The sequence below is a fragment of the Neptunomonas sp. genome (genome assembly GCF_041601355.1).
Classification (GTDB): domain Bacteria; phylum Pseudomonadota; class Gammaproteobacteria; order Pseudomonadales; family Balneatricaceae; genus Neptunomonas.
Window position 1 is genome coordinate 1 of the sequence record NZ_JBFIIH010000043.1, and the last position, 17,357, is coordinate 17,357.

15 protein-coding genes and 1 tRNA gene are annotated in these 17,357 nt (G+C 46.0%); 6 read left to right on the forward strand and 10 right to left on the reverse strand.

Going from position 1 to position 17,357, the window contains the following annotated elements; translation table 11 throughout:
• The 6 genes from ABY436_RS08835 to ABY436_RS08860 all read right to left on the reverse strand — a co-directional run.
• Window positions 1-346, reverse strand: a 346-nt coding sequence (locus ABY436_RS08835; protein WP_372738611.1) for a RidA family protein, incomplete at its 3' end; no start/stop codon positions are given.
• Window positions 347-675: 329 nt separating this feature from the next.
• Window positions 676-1,395 carry an aspartate/glutamate racemase family protein gene (locus ABY436_RS08840; protein ID WP_372738612.1) on the reverse strand — a complete coding sequence of 240 codons (720 nt, stop codon included), beginning with the start codon at window positions 1,393-1,395 and terminating at the stop codon, window positions 676-678.
• Entirely contained in the window at window positions 1,392-2,585 is a 1,194-nt protein-coding gene (locus ABY436_RS08845; protein WP_372738613.1) for a DegT/DnrJ/EryC1/StrS family aminotransferase, read from the reverse strand. Before ABY436_RS08845 ends, ABY436_RS08840 begins: the two co-directional genes overlap by 4 nt.
• A 9-nt stretch (window positions 2,586-2,594) precedes the next feature.
• Entirely contained in the window at window positions 2,595-3,908 is a 1,314-nt protein-coding gene (hisD, locus tag ABY436_RS08850) for a histidinol dehydrogenase (protein WP_372738614.1), read from the reverse strand.
• 40 nt (window positions 3,909-3,948) lie between these two features.
• Window positions 3,949-4,977 (reverse strand): YeiH family protein, encoded by a 1,029-nt coding sequence (locus tag ABY436_RS08855; protein ID WP_372738615.1) that lies wholly within the window; start codon window positions 4,975-4,977, stop codon window positions 3,949-3,951.
• A gap of 19 nt (window positions 4,978-4,996) precedes the next feature.
• Window positions 4,997-6,007, reverse strand: coding sequence for a D-cysteine desulfhydrase (locus tag ABY436_RS08860; protein WP_372738616.1), 1,011 nt, complete (start codon window positions 6,005-6,007; stop codon window positions 4,997-4,999).
• Between the two features lie 206 nt (window positions 6,008-6,213).
• Here ABY436_RS08860 and ABY436_RS08865 point away from each other — a divergent pair, with 206 nt between their 5' ends.
• Window positions 6,214-7,113, forward strand: coding sequence for a LysR family transcriptional regulator (locus ABY436_RS08865; protein WP_372738617.1), 900 nt, complete (start codon window positions 6,214-6,216; stop codon window positions 7,111-7,113).
• A gap of 839 nt (window positions 7,114-7,952) precedes the next feature.
• Window positions 7,953-8,411 carry a hypothetical protein gene (locus tag ABY436_RS08870; protein ID WP_372738618.1) on the forward strand — a complete coding sequence of 153 codons (459 nt, stop codon included), beginning with the start codon at window positions 7,953-7,955 and terminating at the stop codon, window positions 8,409-8,411.
• 602 nt (window positions 8,412-9,013) lie between these two features.
• Here ABY436_RS08870 and ABY436_RS08875 read toward each other — a convergent pair.
• The 3 genes from ABY436_RS08875 to ABY436_RS08885 all read right to left on the reverse strand — a co-directional run bounded on the left by ABY436_RS08875 (window position 9,014) and on the right by ABY436_RS08885 (window position 11,240).
• Window positions 9,014-9,090 (reverse strand) — tRNA-Val (locus ABY436_RS08875).
• Window positions 9,091-9,161: 71 nt separating this feature from the next.
• Window positions 9,162-9,803, reverse strand: coding sequence for a response regulator (locus tag ABY436_RS08880; protein ID WP_372738619.1), 642 nt, complete (start codon window positions 9,801-9,803; stop codon window positions 9,162-9,164).
• Between the two features lie 30 nt (window positions 9,804-9,833).
• Entirely contained in the window at window positions 9,834-11,240 is a 1,407-nt protein-coding gene (locus ABY436_RS08885) for a cache domain-containing protein (RefSeq protein ID WP_372738620.1), read from the reverse strand.
• A 249-nt stretch (window positions 11,241-11,489) separates the two neighbouring features.
• Between ABY436_RS08885 and ABY436_RS08890 the strand changes: the two genes are divergently transcribed.
• On the forward strand, window positions 11,490-11,936 hold the full coding sequence (locus ABY436_RS08890; protein WP_372738621.1) for a hypothetical protein: 447 nt from the start codon (window positions 11,490-11,492) through the stop codon (window positions 11,934-11,936).
• A gap of 31 nt (window positions 11,937-11,967) precedes the next feature.
• Here the strand turns inward: ABY436_RS08890 and uvrB are convergent, their stop codons facing one another.
• Window positions 11,968-13,983: an excinuclease ABC subunit UvrB gene (gene uvrB / locus ABY436_RS08895; RefSeq protein WP_372738622.1), complete on the reverse strand. Its 2,016-nt coding sequence runs from the start codon at window positions 13,981-13,983 to the stop codon at window positions 11,968-11,970.
• A 269-nt stretch (window positions 13,984-14,252) separates the two neighbouring features.
• Here uvrB and ABY436_RS08900 point away from each other — a divergent pair, with 269 nt between their 5' ends.
• The 3 genes from ABY436_RS08900 to ABY436_RS08910 all read left to right on the forward strand — a co-directional run bounded on the left by ABY436_RS08900 (window position 14,253) and on the right by ABY436_RS08910 (window position 17,352).
• Complete coding sequence (locus ABY436_RS08900) at window positions 14,253-15,440, forward strand: pyridoxal phosphate-dependent aminotransferase (protein WP_372738623.1); 1,188 nt, start codon at window positions 14,253-14,255, stop codon at window positions 15,438-15,440.
• A gap of 235 nt (window positions 15,441-15,675) precedes the next feature.
• A complete protein-coding gene (locus ABY436_RS08905; protein WP_372738624.1) occupies window positions 15,676-16,284 on the forward strand; it encodes a TetR/AcrR family transcriptional regulator in 609 nt (202 codons plus the stop codon).
• Window positions 16,285-16,287: 3 nt separating this feature from the next.
• Window positions 16,288-17,352 carry an efflux RND transporter periplasmic adaptor subunit gene (locus ABY436_RS08910; RefSeq protein WP_372738625.1) on the forward strand — a complete coding sequence of 355 codons (1,065 nt, stop codon included), beginning with the start codon at window positions 16,288-16,290 and terminating at the stop codon, window positions 17,350-17,352.
• Window positions 17,353-17,357: the final 5 nt, after the last annotated feature.

Consider the following 17,357-nt stretch of genomic DNA (forward strand, 5'->3'; position numbering starts at 1 on the left):
ACTGTGCTGCAGTTACGCACAACTCCACAAGTATGTTCGGCCTGGCCATATGCGCTTCAACACAAGCACGGGCTGGTTTTGGCTTATCAGCAATCCAGGCATCCCACACCTTGTTCATCGCAGCAAAGTCTTTCATATCACGTATGTAGATAGTTACCGATAACAATTTATCCGCTGAGGATCCTGCTTCAGACAAAAGACCTTCCACCTTTTGCAGACTTCGCTGGGTCTGTTCAGAGATATCCCAGGCCTCATCACAAGCCGTCTGGCCACACAGGTAGATAGTGTTGTTATGCTTAACAATTTTACTCATACGCTCTGTTGAGCCAATCCGTTCAATACTCATCTTTTTCCCTTAGTTATTGTTATTAAACCAATTTAAGCACCTGTTTTTTAACTATATAGGCTGCATGCTCAAATACTACGGTCCAACTGTTTGACAGATCGGTGCTATAAAAAATCGTGTTAACTTCTGGGCAGTATTAATAAATACCTTGCGACTAAACCGGCAACATTAGGCATCAGCTGCCAGGTCATTATTTTTTATGACTTACTGCTGCGCTTTCGCCGCCGTCACAAACAGTCATATTCCAGCTTGTAATTACTGGATAAAAAGTTACCCCTCCTGCAGGCAATGCCGTGAAGCATGCCTATAAGAGAGATAAAATCGGTTTTCTATTCAGAACCTAAAGCCTCATTCACAATGGCCTGTGCAAGCAACTTCGAGGCATCGTAAACCGGTAGAAAAGTCTGTAGCAGGTCGCCAATAACCGATAGTTCTGTACAGGCAAGAATCAGACATTGCGCCCCCTGATCCGCAAGATTCTGGGCTGCACGGTTATAAGCCTGCACCTGTTCAACTGTCTGGTTTTTAGCCTTAACGGCGCGGATCAGATCCATTACTGCCCGCTGATCGTCCTGCTGCGGATAAAGCACCTGCACGTCATGCTTCTCAAACCAAGGCTCATAAAGATGAATTTTCTGTAAAGCACTGGATGCAAGAAGACCCACTTTACTTAAATCTGGCTGCTCTTTTTTGACGCTATCAGAGGTCAGAGCGATCAGATTAAATACCGGGATATTCACTGCAGCAGCAACATCCGGGTAATAATGGTGTGCGGTATTACACGGAATGACCAAAAAGTCAGCCCCCTGTTTTTCCAACCCTCTGGCCATCTCAATCATACAAGGAGCAGGACTCTCTCCCGTCCCTTCAATGATCGCTTTGATTCTCGATGGCACTTTGGGATTGTTATCCACCAGCATACGAATATGGTCTACATCGTCTTTGGCTGGCGTTGCGGCAATCACTTGCTGCATTAAATCCACCGTCGCCTCAGGGCCCATTCCACCAATAATACCGACGATTTTTTCATTGTTCGCTTTGATACTCAACTCTGGCACTCCCTCACGACTTCAACGATGATCTCTGCAATCAACTCGCAGTCACTCTCACTAAAGGTTAATGGGATACGCATATCAAGTAGCGTCGATAGAACTTCTTCAGTTTTTGGTAACTTAGGCATGTCCTGAATATAGCGCCAGCTGTCATATCTGCTGGTATAGTCCGCAGGCTCATTATTACCGAACCACTTCAGGATCACACCACGCTCGCTACTGATTTGAACCACCCGGGTAATCTGATCAACAGTAAACCCCGGCAATGAGAACTGAATAGAACTACCTACAAAGCTTTCTGCATCAGGCCTGACTGGAACATGGATAGCAGGACAGCACGTCATTATGTTATCAATGATAATGTAGCGCCGGTTCCAGTTTTCACATTGGGTATCAAGGTTAGCTACCTGAGGACGCAGAATCGCTGCACGCAGGTTATCCATACGACCGCTATAGTTAGGCGTTTCGTAGCGAATTTGATCAAAAAACTCTTTTGGCGGCCCCGCCAAATGACGATCAAACAGCATATAAGAGCCAGAATACATAATGGCCCGAGCCATCACGTCTGCATGGCGGGTAGTAAGAAAACCGCCTTCTCCGGAATTAACATGCTTATAAGTCTGAGCACTGAAGCAGGCTATATCGCCAAAGGTTCCGCTCTTAACGCCATTCCAGCTTGCTCCCATGGTATGGGCACAATCTTCAATAAGAAAAAGGTTATAGCGCTGACAAATGTCCATGATGCGATCCATATCCGCTAAATGGCCGCGCATATGAGATAACAGGAAAAATTTAGCACCCGACTCTGCTGCCTTCGACTCCAGATCATCCAAATCGATGCAGTAATCATCCGCCACATCGACCAACACTGGCACACCACCACTGTTATGAATTGCTCCCGGCACAGGGGCAAGAGTAAAAGCATTACACAACACCTTGTCGCCAGGCTGAAGCCCTGCTGCACGCATCGCAATGTGAAGCGAATAACCACCCGACGAACATGCCAGACAATAATCAACGCCAAGATACGCGGCAAATTCTATTTCCAGCAGATCAGTTTCGCTCTGTTCACCAGGCTGGGTGTTATAACGATGCAAACGTCCGGAGCGCATAACGTCCACGGCAGCCTCGATCCCCTGTTCGGGGATCGGCTCCTGCTGAGTAAACGATTTTTCAAAGATTTTCATGGCCAATCCTTAATCGTAATGCTTCTGATCGTAAACCGTGAAATCCCATTTGGTATCCGGATAGTACTTACGCAGTCGCCAGTCACAGGCACGCGCATGACCTTCCATACCTTCTGTACGAGATATACGGGAGCCTACAGCGCTGAAAGCCAGATTGGCAGCCTCATCTAGCTCCTGGTATGTCAACACCTTCATGAACTTCTGAACGTTCAGACCACCACTGTAACGAGCTGCTTTCTTGGTTGGCAAAATATGGTTGGTGCCGGAGCACTTATCACCGTGGGATACCGTGCTACCTTCTCCAACGAACAGGGAACCATAATTGTTCAGGTTTTCTTTCCACCAGTCAAAGTCTTGCGCCATCACCTGAAGATGCTCACAGGCATACTCATCACTCACCTTAGCGAGCTCTTCACGTGTATCACAAAAAATCACCACACCATGATCACGCCAGGCCGCTTCGCACACATCTGCGTTGGGCATATCAGCGATAACATGAGGCATAATTTTCAGAACTTTTTCACCAATTTCGCGACTGGTAGTGAACAGCCATACAGGAGAGTTGGTACCGTGTTCGGCCTGTGAAACCAGGTCTACCGCTATTGTCATTGGATCCGCTGTTTCATCCGCAATGATCGCAGACTCGGTAGGACCAGCAAACACATCAATACCTACGGCACCGAACAGCATACGCTTCGCTTCCGCTACGAATGCATTACCAGGCCCGACCAAAATATCCACCGGCTTACCCGTGAACAAGCCATTGGCCATAGTAGCAATGGCGTGTACGCCGCCCATTTCAAAGATGACATCTGCGCCAGCCACATGCATTGCATAAGCGACCGCCGGATTAATACTATCTCCACGTGGTGGTGAACAAGCCACGATATACGGCACACCTGCCGTTTTAGCGGTAGCAACGCTCATCAACGCAGACGCTGCGTGCGCATATCGTCCACCAGGAACGTAACAACCCGCACATTGAACCGGCATCACCTTCTGACCGAGACGAACACCTGGCTCTGTTTCTATTTCAAAAGAAACCAGACTATCGCGCTGCGCTTCTGCAAATCGCTTAATCTGACGGTGCGCAAAATCAATATCATCTTTGACACTTTGCGGAACACTATCAATCAACGCCTGCTTTTTCTCTTCAGACAGGATGAAATCGCCTTCCCAGTTATCAAACTGCTGAGCGTATTCTTTAACAGCGGCTTCGCCCTCTTCTTCTATATGCTGTAACATTTTCTTAACAGTTGCCTGAACTTTTTCATCTTCATCAGCAACTAAACCGGCCGAAATCGCCTTCTTTAAAAATTCCATAGACACCTCTTGGTTTCTCTAATCTCAAATACCTTACTAATTAATGAAAGGTAATAAATCCGATCATCAGAGCCGCGATAAAAATTGTCTCACTGATCACTAAGATAACGGGCAGCCAACCGACATTCATAATTTCCTTGAGGGACGTACGAACCCCCAGTGCAGCCACTGCAGTCAATAGGAGCCAAGATGAACTACCGGACAAAGGTTCAGCAATCATTGCTGGAATGACACCGAAACTGTTTGCGGTAAACAAGGCCACAAAGCCGATTAAAAAACCGGGAATCGCTACCCGACCAGAACCCGCTTGTTGAGACATGCGACTACGAAAAACGTAACCAATCATCAATACGATGGGTACCAGCATGGCGACCCGAAGCAGCTTAACGAAAGTACTCAGATCTCCGATTTCACCAGACATACTATATCCAGCACCGACAACCTGAGCGACATCATGGATGGTTCCACCCAGAAACAGACTGGCTTCCTGAGGCGTCATTGCTAACTCATGAACAATCATTGGATAGACGATCATAGCGATCGTGCTCAGTGTTGTGACACTGATGACCGTAAACAACGTATCGCGTTTACTTTCCTCACTTTGAGGCATCACACTACTGATCGCCATCGCTGCCGATGCGCCGCAAATAGCCACAGACCCGCCGGTCAAGAGACCAAAGCGACTACTGAAACCAAGCCATTTGGCCATAAACAAACCAAAGCCAATAGTCATCAGCACCGCAGAGCACACCATCACTAAAGGCCCCCAACCCAGAGACAACACATCACCAAAGGTGATGCGTAGCCCCAACAGTGCAACACCTAAACGCAGCAAAGTTTTGGCGGAGAACTCAATACCGGGAATACAGCTGGATTCTTCACTGAGGAAGTTAAAAGCAAGCCCCAGCAAGAGCGCCATAAGCATGGCCGGAGCACCGTACTTCTGAGACAGAAAGGATGCAGCGATACCGATCGTGATCGCGACACATATTCCCGGAAAGTAACGATTTTTGATCTTAACAACCCGGTCTATAACCCCTACTGTATGCTCACCTCCTGAAGTACTCATCACCGTCCCCGTCCGTTAATTAGTAATAAGTAGGAAGGTTTAAAGCTTCACGATAACCGTAGAGCGCCTGGCTACCACCGGTATGCAGGAATACGATGTTATCGTCTTTATTAAACTCTCCCTTACGAACCAAGTCGATTAGGCCTGCAGCACCTTTTGCGGAATAAACAGGATCCAGCAGAATAGATTCGTGACGAGCAAACAGCTCAATCGCTTCGATACCACTTTCCGTTGGTATTCCATATCCTTCACCCACATAGTTACAGTTAGCAATAACGTGCTCACGTTTTACTACACCAGGAATGCCCAGATGTTCTGCCGTTTTTTCTGCCAGACGGAAAACATTCCCTTCCTGAGTTTCCTGAGGCACACGTACACCAATACCTAATACCGGGATCAAGCTATTAGAAGCCACCAGACCGGTTACCAAACCTGCCTGAGTACCAGCACTACCCGTAGCGTGCACAACACGATCGATTTTCAAGCTCTGATCATTCGCTTGAGTAAGCAGTTCCAGAGCCGCGTTCACATAACCCAGTGCACCAGTAGGATTGGAACCGCCGCCAGGGATAATATATGGTTTCTTACCTTCAGCACGTAGCTTGGCAGCAACCTCTTCCATCGCTTGGTTCATATCAGTGCCAGCAGGATACTTGCTCAATGACGCGCCAAATAGCTGATCCATCAGCACATTACCGTTATAGTTATAATCAACAGCAGTACTACCAGTGCGATCTTCCAGCAGCAAGTGGCATTCCATGCCCATCTTGGTCGCAATTGCAGCAGTCTGTCGGGCATGGTTAGATTGAGTTGCGCCTTGCGTAATGATGGTATCAGCACCTTTCGCGATCGCATCACCCATCAGAAATTCAAGTTTGCGGGTTTTATTACCGCCACCAGCCAGACCAGTACAATCATCCCGCTTAATCCAGAGATTAGGACCACCGAGAAGTTTACTAAGATTTTTCATTGGTTCTAGTGGCGTATTCAGATGTGCAAAATGTAGTCGAGGGAATCGGGATAAATGCATCGTAATGCTCCTATGAATGGACGTATTGTATATGACCTAGCCTACTATGAAAGCGCTTCCATTAATAATAAAAGCTGCAATAGCCGCTGACCAATGCTATTTTCTATTCAGCTTGGTACTTTTTGGCATACCCTAGATTTGACGTTACCTACAAACACATATCCGGGTCGGAATCAGTGATTTTCGTGAGCAAAATGAGGGCAGAAATGGAACTTAAATGGCTAGAAGACTATCTGGCATTAGTGGACTACGGAAGTTTTTCAAAAGCCGCCGAAGCCCGGTCAGTAACGCAACCGGCCTTCGGTCGCCGTATTCGAACGTTAGAAAACTGGCTAGGATTTGCCCTGGTAGATCGACAGAAATACCCCACAACTTTGACACCAATGGGCAGAGAATTTACCTCACAAGCCCGTGAGTGGACTGAACAAATCTACAGAACTCGTGCAGAGATGCGAGATCGGGTGTCTAGTACTAAACGGATTACTTTCGTCGCCCAGCACCATCTTACTGTTTCTTTCTTACCCCACTGGATAAAACCCTTACAAACTTTAACCAATGATATCTGTATCCGAATTAACGCCGATAACCTTCATAATTGCCTGGATACCCTTATGTCCGATCAAGGCGATTTCCTGTTGTGTTATCACTCCCCGGATATTTTTCCTCAGTTGGAGCGGGATGATGTACTTAGTCTGCAGGTCGGAACTGATCAGTTAATCCCGGTATCGGCTGTCGATGATAATGGCGCCGCTTTGCATGAACCCCGCTCAGGAGAAACCCTAAAACTTTTGAACTATCCTGATGAATCATTTTTCGGAAGACTGTTACAGCGGGACTATTTTTCACGCAAGAAGCCAGAATTTCAGTTCCAAACACAATGTGAAAATGCGTTGGTAGAAGGGCTTAAGGCTTTATCCGTGGCAGGTAACGGTCTGGCATGGTTACCTGCATGTGGCATTACTCAAGAGCTGGAACAAGGCTTACTGGTTCGCATCAAAGACACCCTGCCATCAATCGAATTGAAAATTATGCTCTATCGCAAAAAAACGCCGCGGCTTAAAGAAGTCGAGGTGATTTGGAATTATCTTGAAAATCTGGACAACTGAATTCAAACACTTCCGAAGGTACTGACAAATTAACGTCTCAACGAAAGCCAAATTCCGTGCTCTGCTGTTAGGCCACTGCTTCTTTCCAACATGCAAACGCACTTACCCTATGGTTTCAGAAGTGCTTAGCCCCAACAAGATGCCGCCCGAGATACAACAAGTTGTAGACGGCAGCATGAACACTGACAAGTCGTGAATCGTCTCAGGGATCAATTCCCGATGAGCGACACCATAACTCCGCAACTTATCCGTTACTATCTTCCTCGGCCCAGGCTGAATAAATATACCGATGCTCACCCTTGCCGCCTGCGTCTTTATGCCTTCATACTTAATAACTATATATCTTTCTGTGATGATCAATGGCAGTTTATGATATCCACTCTGAGAGTCAGCCGCCTATCTTTAAGATGACCATATGTGTCGACTTTTGGCACGAACCTGGCAAACGCTTGCTGGACTCTACCCCTCTTGGGCCGCTTATCCAATGAATCCAAAGCACTCAGCGAACTGACAGATCGAACCAGGACTCTTCTAGCCGAGACTGTCAGTTCAAGTTTAAGCTACTACATCTTATATAAATCACAATACTAACCGGCATCACAAAACATCATCGACGATAGTCACAAACAAACCAACAGTATCTACGCCACAGCTCGATCCAAATATCTAAGCATAGAATGGCACCACCTTTGCTCATAGGCCTGATACTGGGTATGAAGCCTATGAAATGTTTTCCAATGTAAGCCTTTCCTCTTTTGGTCAATACACTTAATGATATTGAAGGTATCAATTCTTCTCATCTCGAATCTATGACCAAATCCATCCTCAAATGGGGGAATATGTACCCGGCAAAAGCCCTCTCTCATTTACAGGAACAAGGCCTTATTACTTCTCAACAGAAAAAAGACTGGAATGATCTCAGGAACTCACCAGCACACCTGAGGCTTTCAAAACAAAGCGAAGCCGGAAAATTGAAGAGAAGGAGAAGAATAGCCTCTTGTTGCGGGCTTTTTTATAGGCTGCTATTCAATATCCTAGAATATCAGGGTCCTCAGTATTCTTTTGATGCCAAGGAATGTTCAGAAACTTACCCGTTCATAAGAGTACTACCCGATTTGGGATTAAACGACCAAGAAATAGCTATACCTGAAACCAACTGTCGTCTCAATAAACCCTCTCTCAAGAAAACTCATGATGAACTTATGAATCGATACTATGTTGGTCGATTCATTAAACTTGAAATTAGTACACGAAAAGAGCTACAGGATATTACTCAGCCTTGCAACGCAATGGTTTAAGAGTAAGCAAATCGATACCCTTGCTAAGTGACTTGTCATTAATGCGGTTAAATTTGAGTGTATCTATATCAAACATAGCTAGGCGAATTGCAACACTAATCCATCATTGGTGGCTGGAGGTCTGAATAGTCGAACGGCGTACACCCCTAAGCAGTATACAAGCCCCGAACATCGAGATTGAGTGCCCGTCTTGATCCACCACCCTACAATCAAGGTGAAACCACTACCCCGAAACAGGTAATTAAGAGAACCCATCTACCCACTGCGAAATTTTCGCACAACTACCTGGTAATCCACCCAAAGACAGTATGATGAGGCTTTAAGCAAATCAGAAACCCCGAACCTAACCCTTGTCTAACCCCGCCTACCCACTGAGCACCTTATTATTTGGTTCGTTGAACCATTATTCCAACGGCATACCTAGCTAGATGCTCAGTTTGAGGGAATTAAATAACCAGCACACAGAAAGCTTAAAACTGGCTCTTGATCTACTCAGGAGCAATTTGAAGACGCTTACTTCAGGCGATTTGCTAACACAGAGGAGCACAAACAAAAACAGCCGCTCGGCATAATCCGTAAGCGGCTGTTTTCGTTGTAGAATTTGGTAGGACTACCCAGATTCGAACTGGGGACCTCTACCATGTCAAGGTAGCGCTCTAACCAACTGAGCTATAGTCCTAAATTGTGTTGCGTATTATAGAGATGCGGTTGACGGACGCAAGTGCTTCTTTTCATTTTTTGGAATTTTATTTATACAATTTTGTTTTCAATGGCATATTTAGCTAATCCGGCTGCTGTCTGGATGTTAAGCTTCTGTTTTATATTCTGACGATGTGTTTCAACCGTGCGTACCGATATATCAAGCTGGCGTGCAATATCTTTATTGCTTCCCCCTTCTGCGAGTAATTTAAGCACGGCCCCTTCTCGTTTTGTCAGGCCGGGGCGTGAATCTTCAGCCGCGGCATGACGACGTCCTGAATCAAACTGATTCACCAGTGTTTCAGAAGCACCCGAACTAAAGTAAGTGCCTCCCTGATGAACAACAGCGATCGCTTTAACCAGCTCTGCTGATGAAACATCTTTTAATACGTAACCGGCAGCTCCGGATTGGATTAACTGCAGTATGTATTCACGGTTTTCATGCATCGATAGGATCAGCACTTTAAAGTCCGGAAAGCGTATCTTCAGCTCTTTTGTAGCCTCTAACCCGTTCATGACGGGCATTGAGACATCCATCAGAACGACATCAGGCGTTAACGCCTCTGCAAGTTCTAACGCTTCTAAGCCATTGTTTGCCTGACCTACTACCTCTATCCCCGGCTCACTGGACAAACAGGCGTTTATACCATCCAGTACCAATGGGTGATCATCGACCAGTAAAACCCGTATCATCTTATTCCCCGTTATATCTTTAATACTTCTTTAGATTAAAGGTAGCTTCACTCGCAGTTGAGTGCCATGACCTACCTCAGAAGTTAGTAAAAATTCACCACTAAGCAATTCGATCCGATCATGCATATTCCGCAAACCAATGCCTTCTTTCTGGACTTTTTGTTTAATATCAAATCCTTCACCATTATCTTTTAACAACACCCACACGTGCCCTCCCTGAACCCAGGTTTTCAAACGCACTTCATCCGCACCTGAGTGCTTTTCAACATTAGCTAGCGCTTCCTGAATTAACCGGTACAATGTAATTTCTATATCATCTGGCAAGCGCTCTTTTGGAAAATCCAGATCTGTTTCAACCATGATCCTTGTGCGTGATTCATACTCATCCAACAGCCCTTTGAGCGCTGATGTTAAACCCATATCATCGAGTAAGCTGGGGCGCAGATCATGGGAGATCCGACGTACCTCCTGTATTGCCTGATTGAGTACAGCCACACCTTTTACCAAATCATCAACCGCGGTTGTATCATCTTTTTTAGTTTTACTGATACCCAGCTCAATACGAAATTTAACAGATACCATCAACTGATTAATGCCATCATGAAGTTCCCTGGCAAAGCGTCGGCGCTGGCTGACCTGAAATTGGACTGACTTGTGCGCAAGGTGACGTAAGCGAGCATCCGCCAAACGGCTTTCATGCAGATTGATGGCTATTCCTATCATAACGATAATGATCGCTGTGGCTGCTGTTATAACCAATACCGTAAAAAACGTGTTGCGTATATTTTGGGTTACCTGCAAGCGAGTTTTAGCCACCTCAGTGGCTATATCATCAACATATAAGCCAGTTCCCAGCATCCAGCCCCACTCTGGCAACAGAACGACATAACTGAGTTTATCTTCGTTATCACCTCTGGACGGTTTACGCCAAACGTAACGATGAAAGCCTCCGCCCATTTTAGCCACAGTAAACAAGTCACGAATGACAAAGGTGCCATTGTCATCCTTCCAGTCAAAAAGACTTTGTCCTACCAGATCAGGCTGCGCAGGATGCACCAGGTTTACGCCGTTAGCGTCATAAACAAAAAAGTAGCCATCTTCGCCGTAGGTCATTCCCTTAAGGATGCGCTTTACCTCCTCTTTGGCTTCAAAATCGTGCATCCAGGGACTGTTTAATATTTGCGAAACAGATGTCAGTGCCAGGCTGACGTAGTTTTTAAGCTCACTGCGTTTAGAGGCGAGCAAGAGCTGCTCAAACGTTTCAATTTCAAGCTCAGATAAAGACTGCGATTGCTTTACATTGACCAAGGTAATGATGCCAGTCACCAGCAACATCGGCAAAAGGGCAAGCGTGAGTATTTTGAGCTTTAGAGGCATAATGAAAATTTTTTGTTTAAAACGAAATGCACCCGGCCTGACCTGCGGTTCCTGCGCCACTATGTTGCTCCGATTTCAGTAGTATTGGGGGGGGATATTCACTTAATTTGCACAAACATCTTTATAATGGTCTATACATTAGTCTAACTTTTAACCAGCAACCTCATAAAGACGTTAAATTAGCAGCTCATCTTCCATTAAGCTGGTATAAATTATTCTATACTAAAGTTGTTTAATAAATAGCCGATTCAATACATATGGAAACTGTTTTAAACGTATAATGATGATATCCATATGAAGGTGTTCCAAATGACTTCTAATATTACACAAAGCTACATTCGCCATCCGAATAACATTCCTGCTCAGATTTCTTTGAGTGCAGACACGCCTATCTCGCCTAATACAACCAGCCACTGCGGCCAGATTGGCATCAGCCTTTCAACAGACACCTTTTATGCGATCGGCACGGCTCTTGAAATCCAAATTTCGATTTATGATCCGGCTTTTAAAGCGACCGGGCATGTAGCCTGGTGTATTCCAGAAAAAAATAACCACTTTCGTACGGGTTTGGTATTTGATGACCCGGCGACAGCCTATGCGGTAAGAATGATCGAACAGATCTGCCATATCGAGCAATATCGACATGAAATTGAAAAAGCGGAAGGTCGCCACTTATCGCAGGAAGCCGCTGCTCACGAATGGATTTTGCGCTTTGCCAAAGAGTTCCCCAGCATCAACAACCTGGTCCATTCGTAAACAACACACTCCGGCGCCTCTCAAATCCTCTCTAGATTACAGCGTGCTTGAGCTGCTCCAACTGGTCTCTATAATGAGCCGCTAACTCAAACTGTAAATTCTTAGACGCTTCATACATCTTATCTTCCAACTGATTCATCGCCTTCACCAGTTGCCTGGACGACATAGTCGCGGGATCAAATTGATACTCTCCAGCCTGATCTGCCACTTTTTTCGCAGTACGTGCCGCCTTACGTCCCGGGATGGTTGATGCACCTTCCATAATATCAGCCACCGATTTAGTAATACCTTTGGGAGTGATACCGTGCAATGCATTATAAGCGACCTGCTTTTCACGTCGACGATCAGTTTCCGCAATCGCCCGCTCCATTGAGCCTGTGATGCGATCTGCATAGAGTATCGCACGACCATTAATATTACGGGCTGCACGCCCTATGGTCTGAATCAGCGCAGTATCCGAACGCAAAAAGCCCTCTTTATCAGCATCCAGAATAGTGACCAGGCCCACTTCAGGCATATCAATCCCTTCTCGCAGTAAATTGATACCCACTAATACATCAAACTCACCGATACGCAGGTCACGGATAATTTCAACACGCTCTACCGTATCTATATCAGAGTGCACGTAACGAACTCTGACATTATGTTCGGCCAGATATTCGGTCAGATCTTCAGCCATCCGCTTGGTTAATACCGTGACGATTACGCGGCAGTTATCAATAACAACTTTGTTAATCTCTTCGAGTAAGTCATCCACCTGTGTAGATGCAGGACGAATTTCAACAACAGGATCGGTCAACCCGGTAGGCCGAACCACCTGTTCAACAATTTTCCCCGCATTGGCGGCTTCATAGCGACTAGGTGTTGCAGAAACGAAGATCATCTGTGGAGCCAGCCGTTCCCACTCTTCAAAACGTAAAGGCCGATTATCCAGAGCCGATGGCAAACGAAAACCATACTCAACCAGAGTTTCTTTACGTGAACGGTCGCCCTTATACATCGCGCCTAATTGAGGGATAGTAACGTGGGACTCATCTATCACCACTAAGGCATCATCTGGCAGGTAATCAAATAACGTGGGTGGCGCCCCCCCTGGTTCGCGGCCCGATAAATAACGCGAGTAGTTTTCTATGCCTGAACAATACCCAAGCTCCATGATCATCTCCATGTCATACATGGTGCGCTGTTCCAAACGCTGTAATTCAACCAGCTTATCTATCTCGCGAAGGTACTGCAGGCGTTGATGCAACTCGACTTTTATTTTCTCGACCGCTTCTACCAATATTTCACGGGGTGTTACGTAATGCGATTTAGGGTAAACCGTCGCACGCGGTACCTTGCGCAATACTTCGCCGGTGAGTGGATCGAAATAACTCAGGTTTTCAATTTCATCATCAAATAACTCGATACGAAGTGCATCTCTTTCAGATTCGGCAGGAAACACATCGATGACATCACCACGCACCCGATAAGTCCCACGATGCAGTTCTATGTCATTTCGCTTGTACTGCAGCTCAGCCAATCGACGCAAGATCTTACGTTGGTCCGCGGTTTCTCCACGATCAAGGTGCAACATCATCGACAAATATGATTCAGGGTCGCCCAACCCATATATCGAAGAGACCGTTGCCACGATAATAACATCGCTGCGCTCTAACAGTGCTTTAGTCGCCGAGAGCCGCATCTGCTCAATATGTTCATTAATGGAGGCATCTTTATCTATGAAGGTATCTGATGAGGGCACATAGGCTTCTGGCTGATAGTAGTCGTAATAAGAAACAAAATACTCAACTGCGTTATCAGGAAAGAACTCTTTGAACTCTCCATAAAGCTGTGCAGCCAGGGTTTTATTATGCGCCAGCACAATAGTTGGACGCTGAATCTCTGAGATCACATTAGCAATAGTAAAGGTCTTACCGGATCCGGTAACACCCAGCAACGTTTGTGCAGCAAGCCCGTCGTTAATCCCTTCTACTAATCCTTTGATGGCTTCAGGCTGGTCGCCTGCAGGCGCAAAAGGTGAGTTGACTTTGAAACACTGTTTCATAATACCTACTATCTAATGGATCAAATCGGTCAAAGAATTAAACGGTCTAGTATACGCATTCAAAAGCAAAACGTCTTGGAAATTGCTTTTCCCGGAGGCAAATCATCGGATATTCAGGCGTTCCATTTTTATCATAAACCGGCAACCCCGTGCTTTTCAGCACTGGAATTTTAAGGTATTTTTTTATGTTGTGTACGCGTCTATTCCTGTATAGTTTTCTCGCTTAATTTAGCGTCTTTACTTAACTTTATTTCATAGAGGACTATGAATTGGACGTTCAACTTTCAGACCGTGTAAACCGAATCAAACCATCTCCGACTTTAGCGGTCACTAATCGTGCTGCAGAACTTCGCGCCGCAGGAAAAGACATTATTGGCCTGGGAGCAGGAGAACCTGATTTCGATACCCCAGAACACATCAAAGATGCTGCGATTGAAGCCCTGCATAACGGCTTCACTAAGTACACCGCAGTGGATGGTACTCCGGGTCTGAAAAAAGCAATTATTAACAAGTTCAAAAAAGATAACGGCCTAACCTACGATGCTAACCAGATTCTGGTTTCATGTGGCGGAAAACAGAGTTTTTTCAATCTATCTCTGGCGTTACTCAACGAGGGTGATGAAGTAATCATCCCTGCTCCATACTGGGTTTCATATCCGGACATGGTGTTGGTCGCTGACGGCGTGCCGGTCATCATCACAACGACACAAGCACACCGCTTTAAAATCACACCGGCACAACTCGAAGAAGCAATAACAGATCGTACCCGCCTCGTTGTTCTCAACAGCCCCTCTAACCCAACAGGCGTCTCTTACACGCTGGAAGAACTGGCGGCACTCGGTGTTGTCCTGAGAAAATTCCCGGATGTGCTGATTGCTACCGATGATATGTATGAACATATCCGCTTTAACGACCTGCCATTCTGCAATATTCTGAATGCATGCCCTGATCTGTATGACCGAACTATCGTCCTGAATGGCGTTTCAAAAGCCTACTCAATGACCGGATGGCGCATTGGTTACGCGGCCGGGCCAGCAAAATTAATAGGTGCAATGAAAAAAGTTCAATCGCAGAGCACATCAAACCCGACATCAATTTCTCAGGTTGCTTCTCAAGCCGCGCTGGAAGGCGGCAATGCCTGTGTTGATAAAATGGTGGTCGCCTTTAAAGAGCGCCATGAATATGTGGTTGCTGCCTTAAATGAAATTGAAGGCGTAGAATGCATTCCAGCCGACGGCACTTTTTATGCGTTCCCAAGCTTCCAGAAAATCATTGATCGGGATGATCGCTTTAGTAACGATATAGATCTGGCTGAGTTTTTACTCAACGATGCAGGTGTCGCGCTAGTGCCCGGTTCAGCTTTTGGAGCACCTGGTAACATGCGACTTTCTTTTGCTACCAGCATGAATATTCTCGAAGATGCCATTAATCGCATAAAAGCCGCACTGGAAAGCTAAGTAGCCGGTTTTCAGTTATGCAGATCCTTGTTTCTGCATCGGTTATAACAACACCAGACAACGCCGGATTTTTCCGGCGTTTTTGATTCTGCGTTAAGCGCTGCCCCTCCTTAGTGAGTCGGGTCAACAGTCTGTTGCAGAAATGTCATCAATGCTTCACACCCCATCACTTGAGCTTGAACCTCATCGGCGTACAATTACCTTTCATTTAGAACGACCGGTCTAGTTAAATATAATGGCACAAGGCAGACGACCCGAGCATGATCGGGAACAAATTCTGGAAAAAGGCATGCAGCTTTTTAATAAGCTGGGATATCACGGCACTGGCTTAACCGCCATCCTTAAAGCCTGCCGGGTATCCAAAGGCTCTTTTTATAATTTTTTCGGTAGTAAAGAAGAGTTTGCTGTCGAAATGATTGAACACTATCACTCAATTGAATGTCAGCGCTGGGATACAGAATACGCAAAACTCGATTACCCGCAATTAGAAAAAATGCGCATACAACTAGAAAATGAAATTAATAAATTCGAATCTGAAGATGATAATTTTGGCTGCCTGATTGCCAACCTTTCCGGCGAACTAGGCAATGCTTCCCCCGCGCTTAAAGAAGCTATTCGTCATTCAACGGCCTACGTCCTTGAGTCAATCGAACAAGACTTCAAACAATGCCAATTAGACGGCAGTGTGCGAAATGATTTGACCCCAAAACAGCTCGCCCACCTGTTCTGGGATAGCTGGCAAGGCGCGTTACTGCGCATGAAAGTCGACAGCTCTACCGCTCCGTTACATGAACTGGTTAATCTGTACTGGAATCATATTTTACTGCCACACAAAGAGAAATAACCCATGATCACACTTAAAAAACAGTGGCTTGCACCCACACTGGTACTTTTAATGTCTTCCACTCCTTTGCTGGCAGCCGCAGTCGAAAAGCCCCAGGGTCTTCCTGCGGAAGTTGTCAAAGTCGAAGCCTCCACCTTAACCCGCACACTCAAAGCAGTAGGCACGCTTGAAGCACGCGAGAGCGTGATTATTCGTCCGGAGCAAAGTGGCCTGATTAACAAAATCCTGTTTGAAGAAAGCCAACAGGCTAATAAAGGTGATGTCCTGTTTGAGCTTAACGCAGACTCATATCGCGCAGAAGTCGCTCAAGCGCAAGCACGTGTTAATTTAAGCCTGAATGAATTCAAGCGTGCTGAAAAACTCTTGAAAAAACGCGTGGGGTCTGAAAACGACAGAGATACCACGCTGGCCCAGTTACGCGTTGACGAAGCACAGCTCGAAGTTGCCAAAACTTTGCTGAGAAAAATGACGATTAAAGCGCCTTTCAGCGGCGCCATAGGCTTACGCAATGTAGGCCCTGGTGATTACGTAACGGCAGGGCAGGATCTTGTAACGTTATCCGATATTGAACAGATGAAAGTCGAATTCAGCTTACCTGAGACAGTATTGTCTCAAATTAAAAACGGCCAGAGCGTATCACTGTTCGTTGCCGCGTACCCGAATGCTCCATTTACCGGAGAAATATATGCAATATCCCCAACCATCGACCCGCGTAGCCACAGCGTCAAAGTAAAAGCGCGAATTGATAATGAAAGCGGACAATTGCGCCCTGGGTTATTCGCGACTATCCATGTTTCGCTTGGTTCAGACGATCAAGCATTCTTAGTTCCTGAAGAAGCCATCATTCCAAACAACAACACCTTTTTAGTCATGCGTATGGATGAAAACAACACGGTATCGATGACACCTGTGACACTAGGCGTGCGGCAAAATGGGCAAGTGCAGATTCTAACCGGTCTACATGCAGGTGATGTGATCGTTACCGCTGGACATATGAAACTACGTCCCGGTATGCCGATTACCCCACTGTTCCCTACCCCTCAAAACACGGCTCAACAGGAAGGCTAATAGCT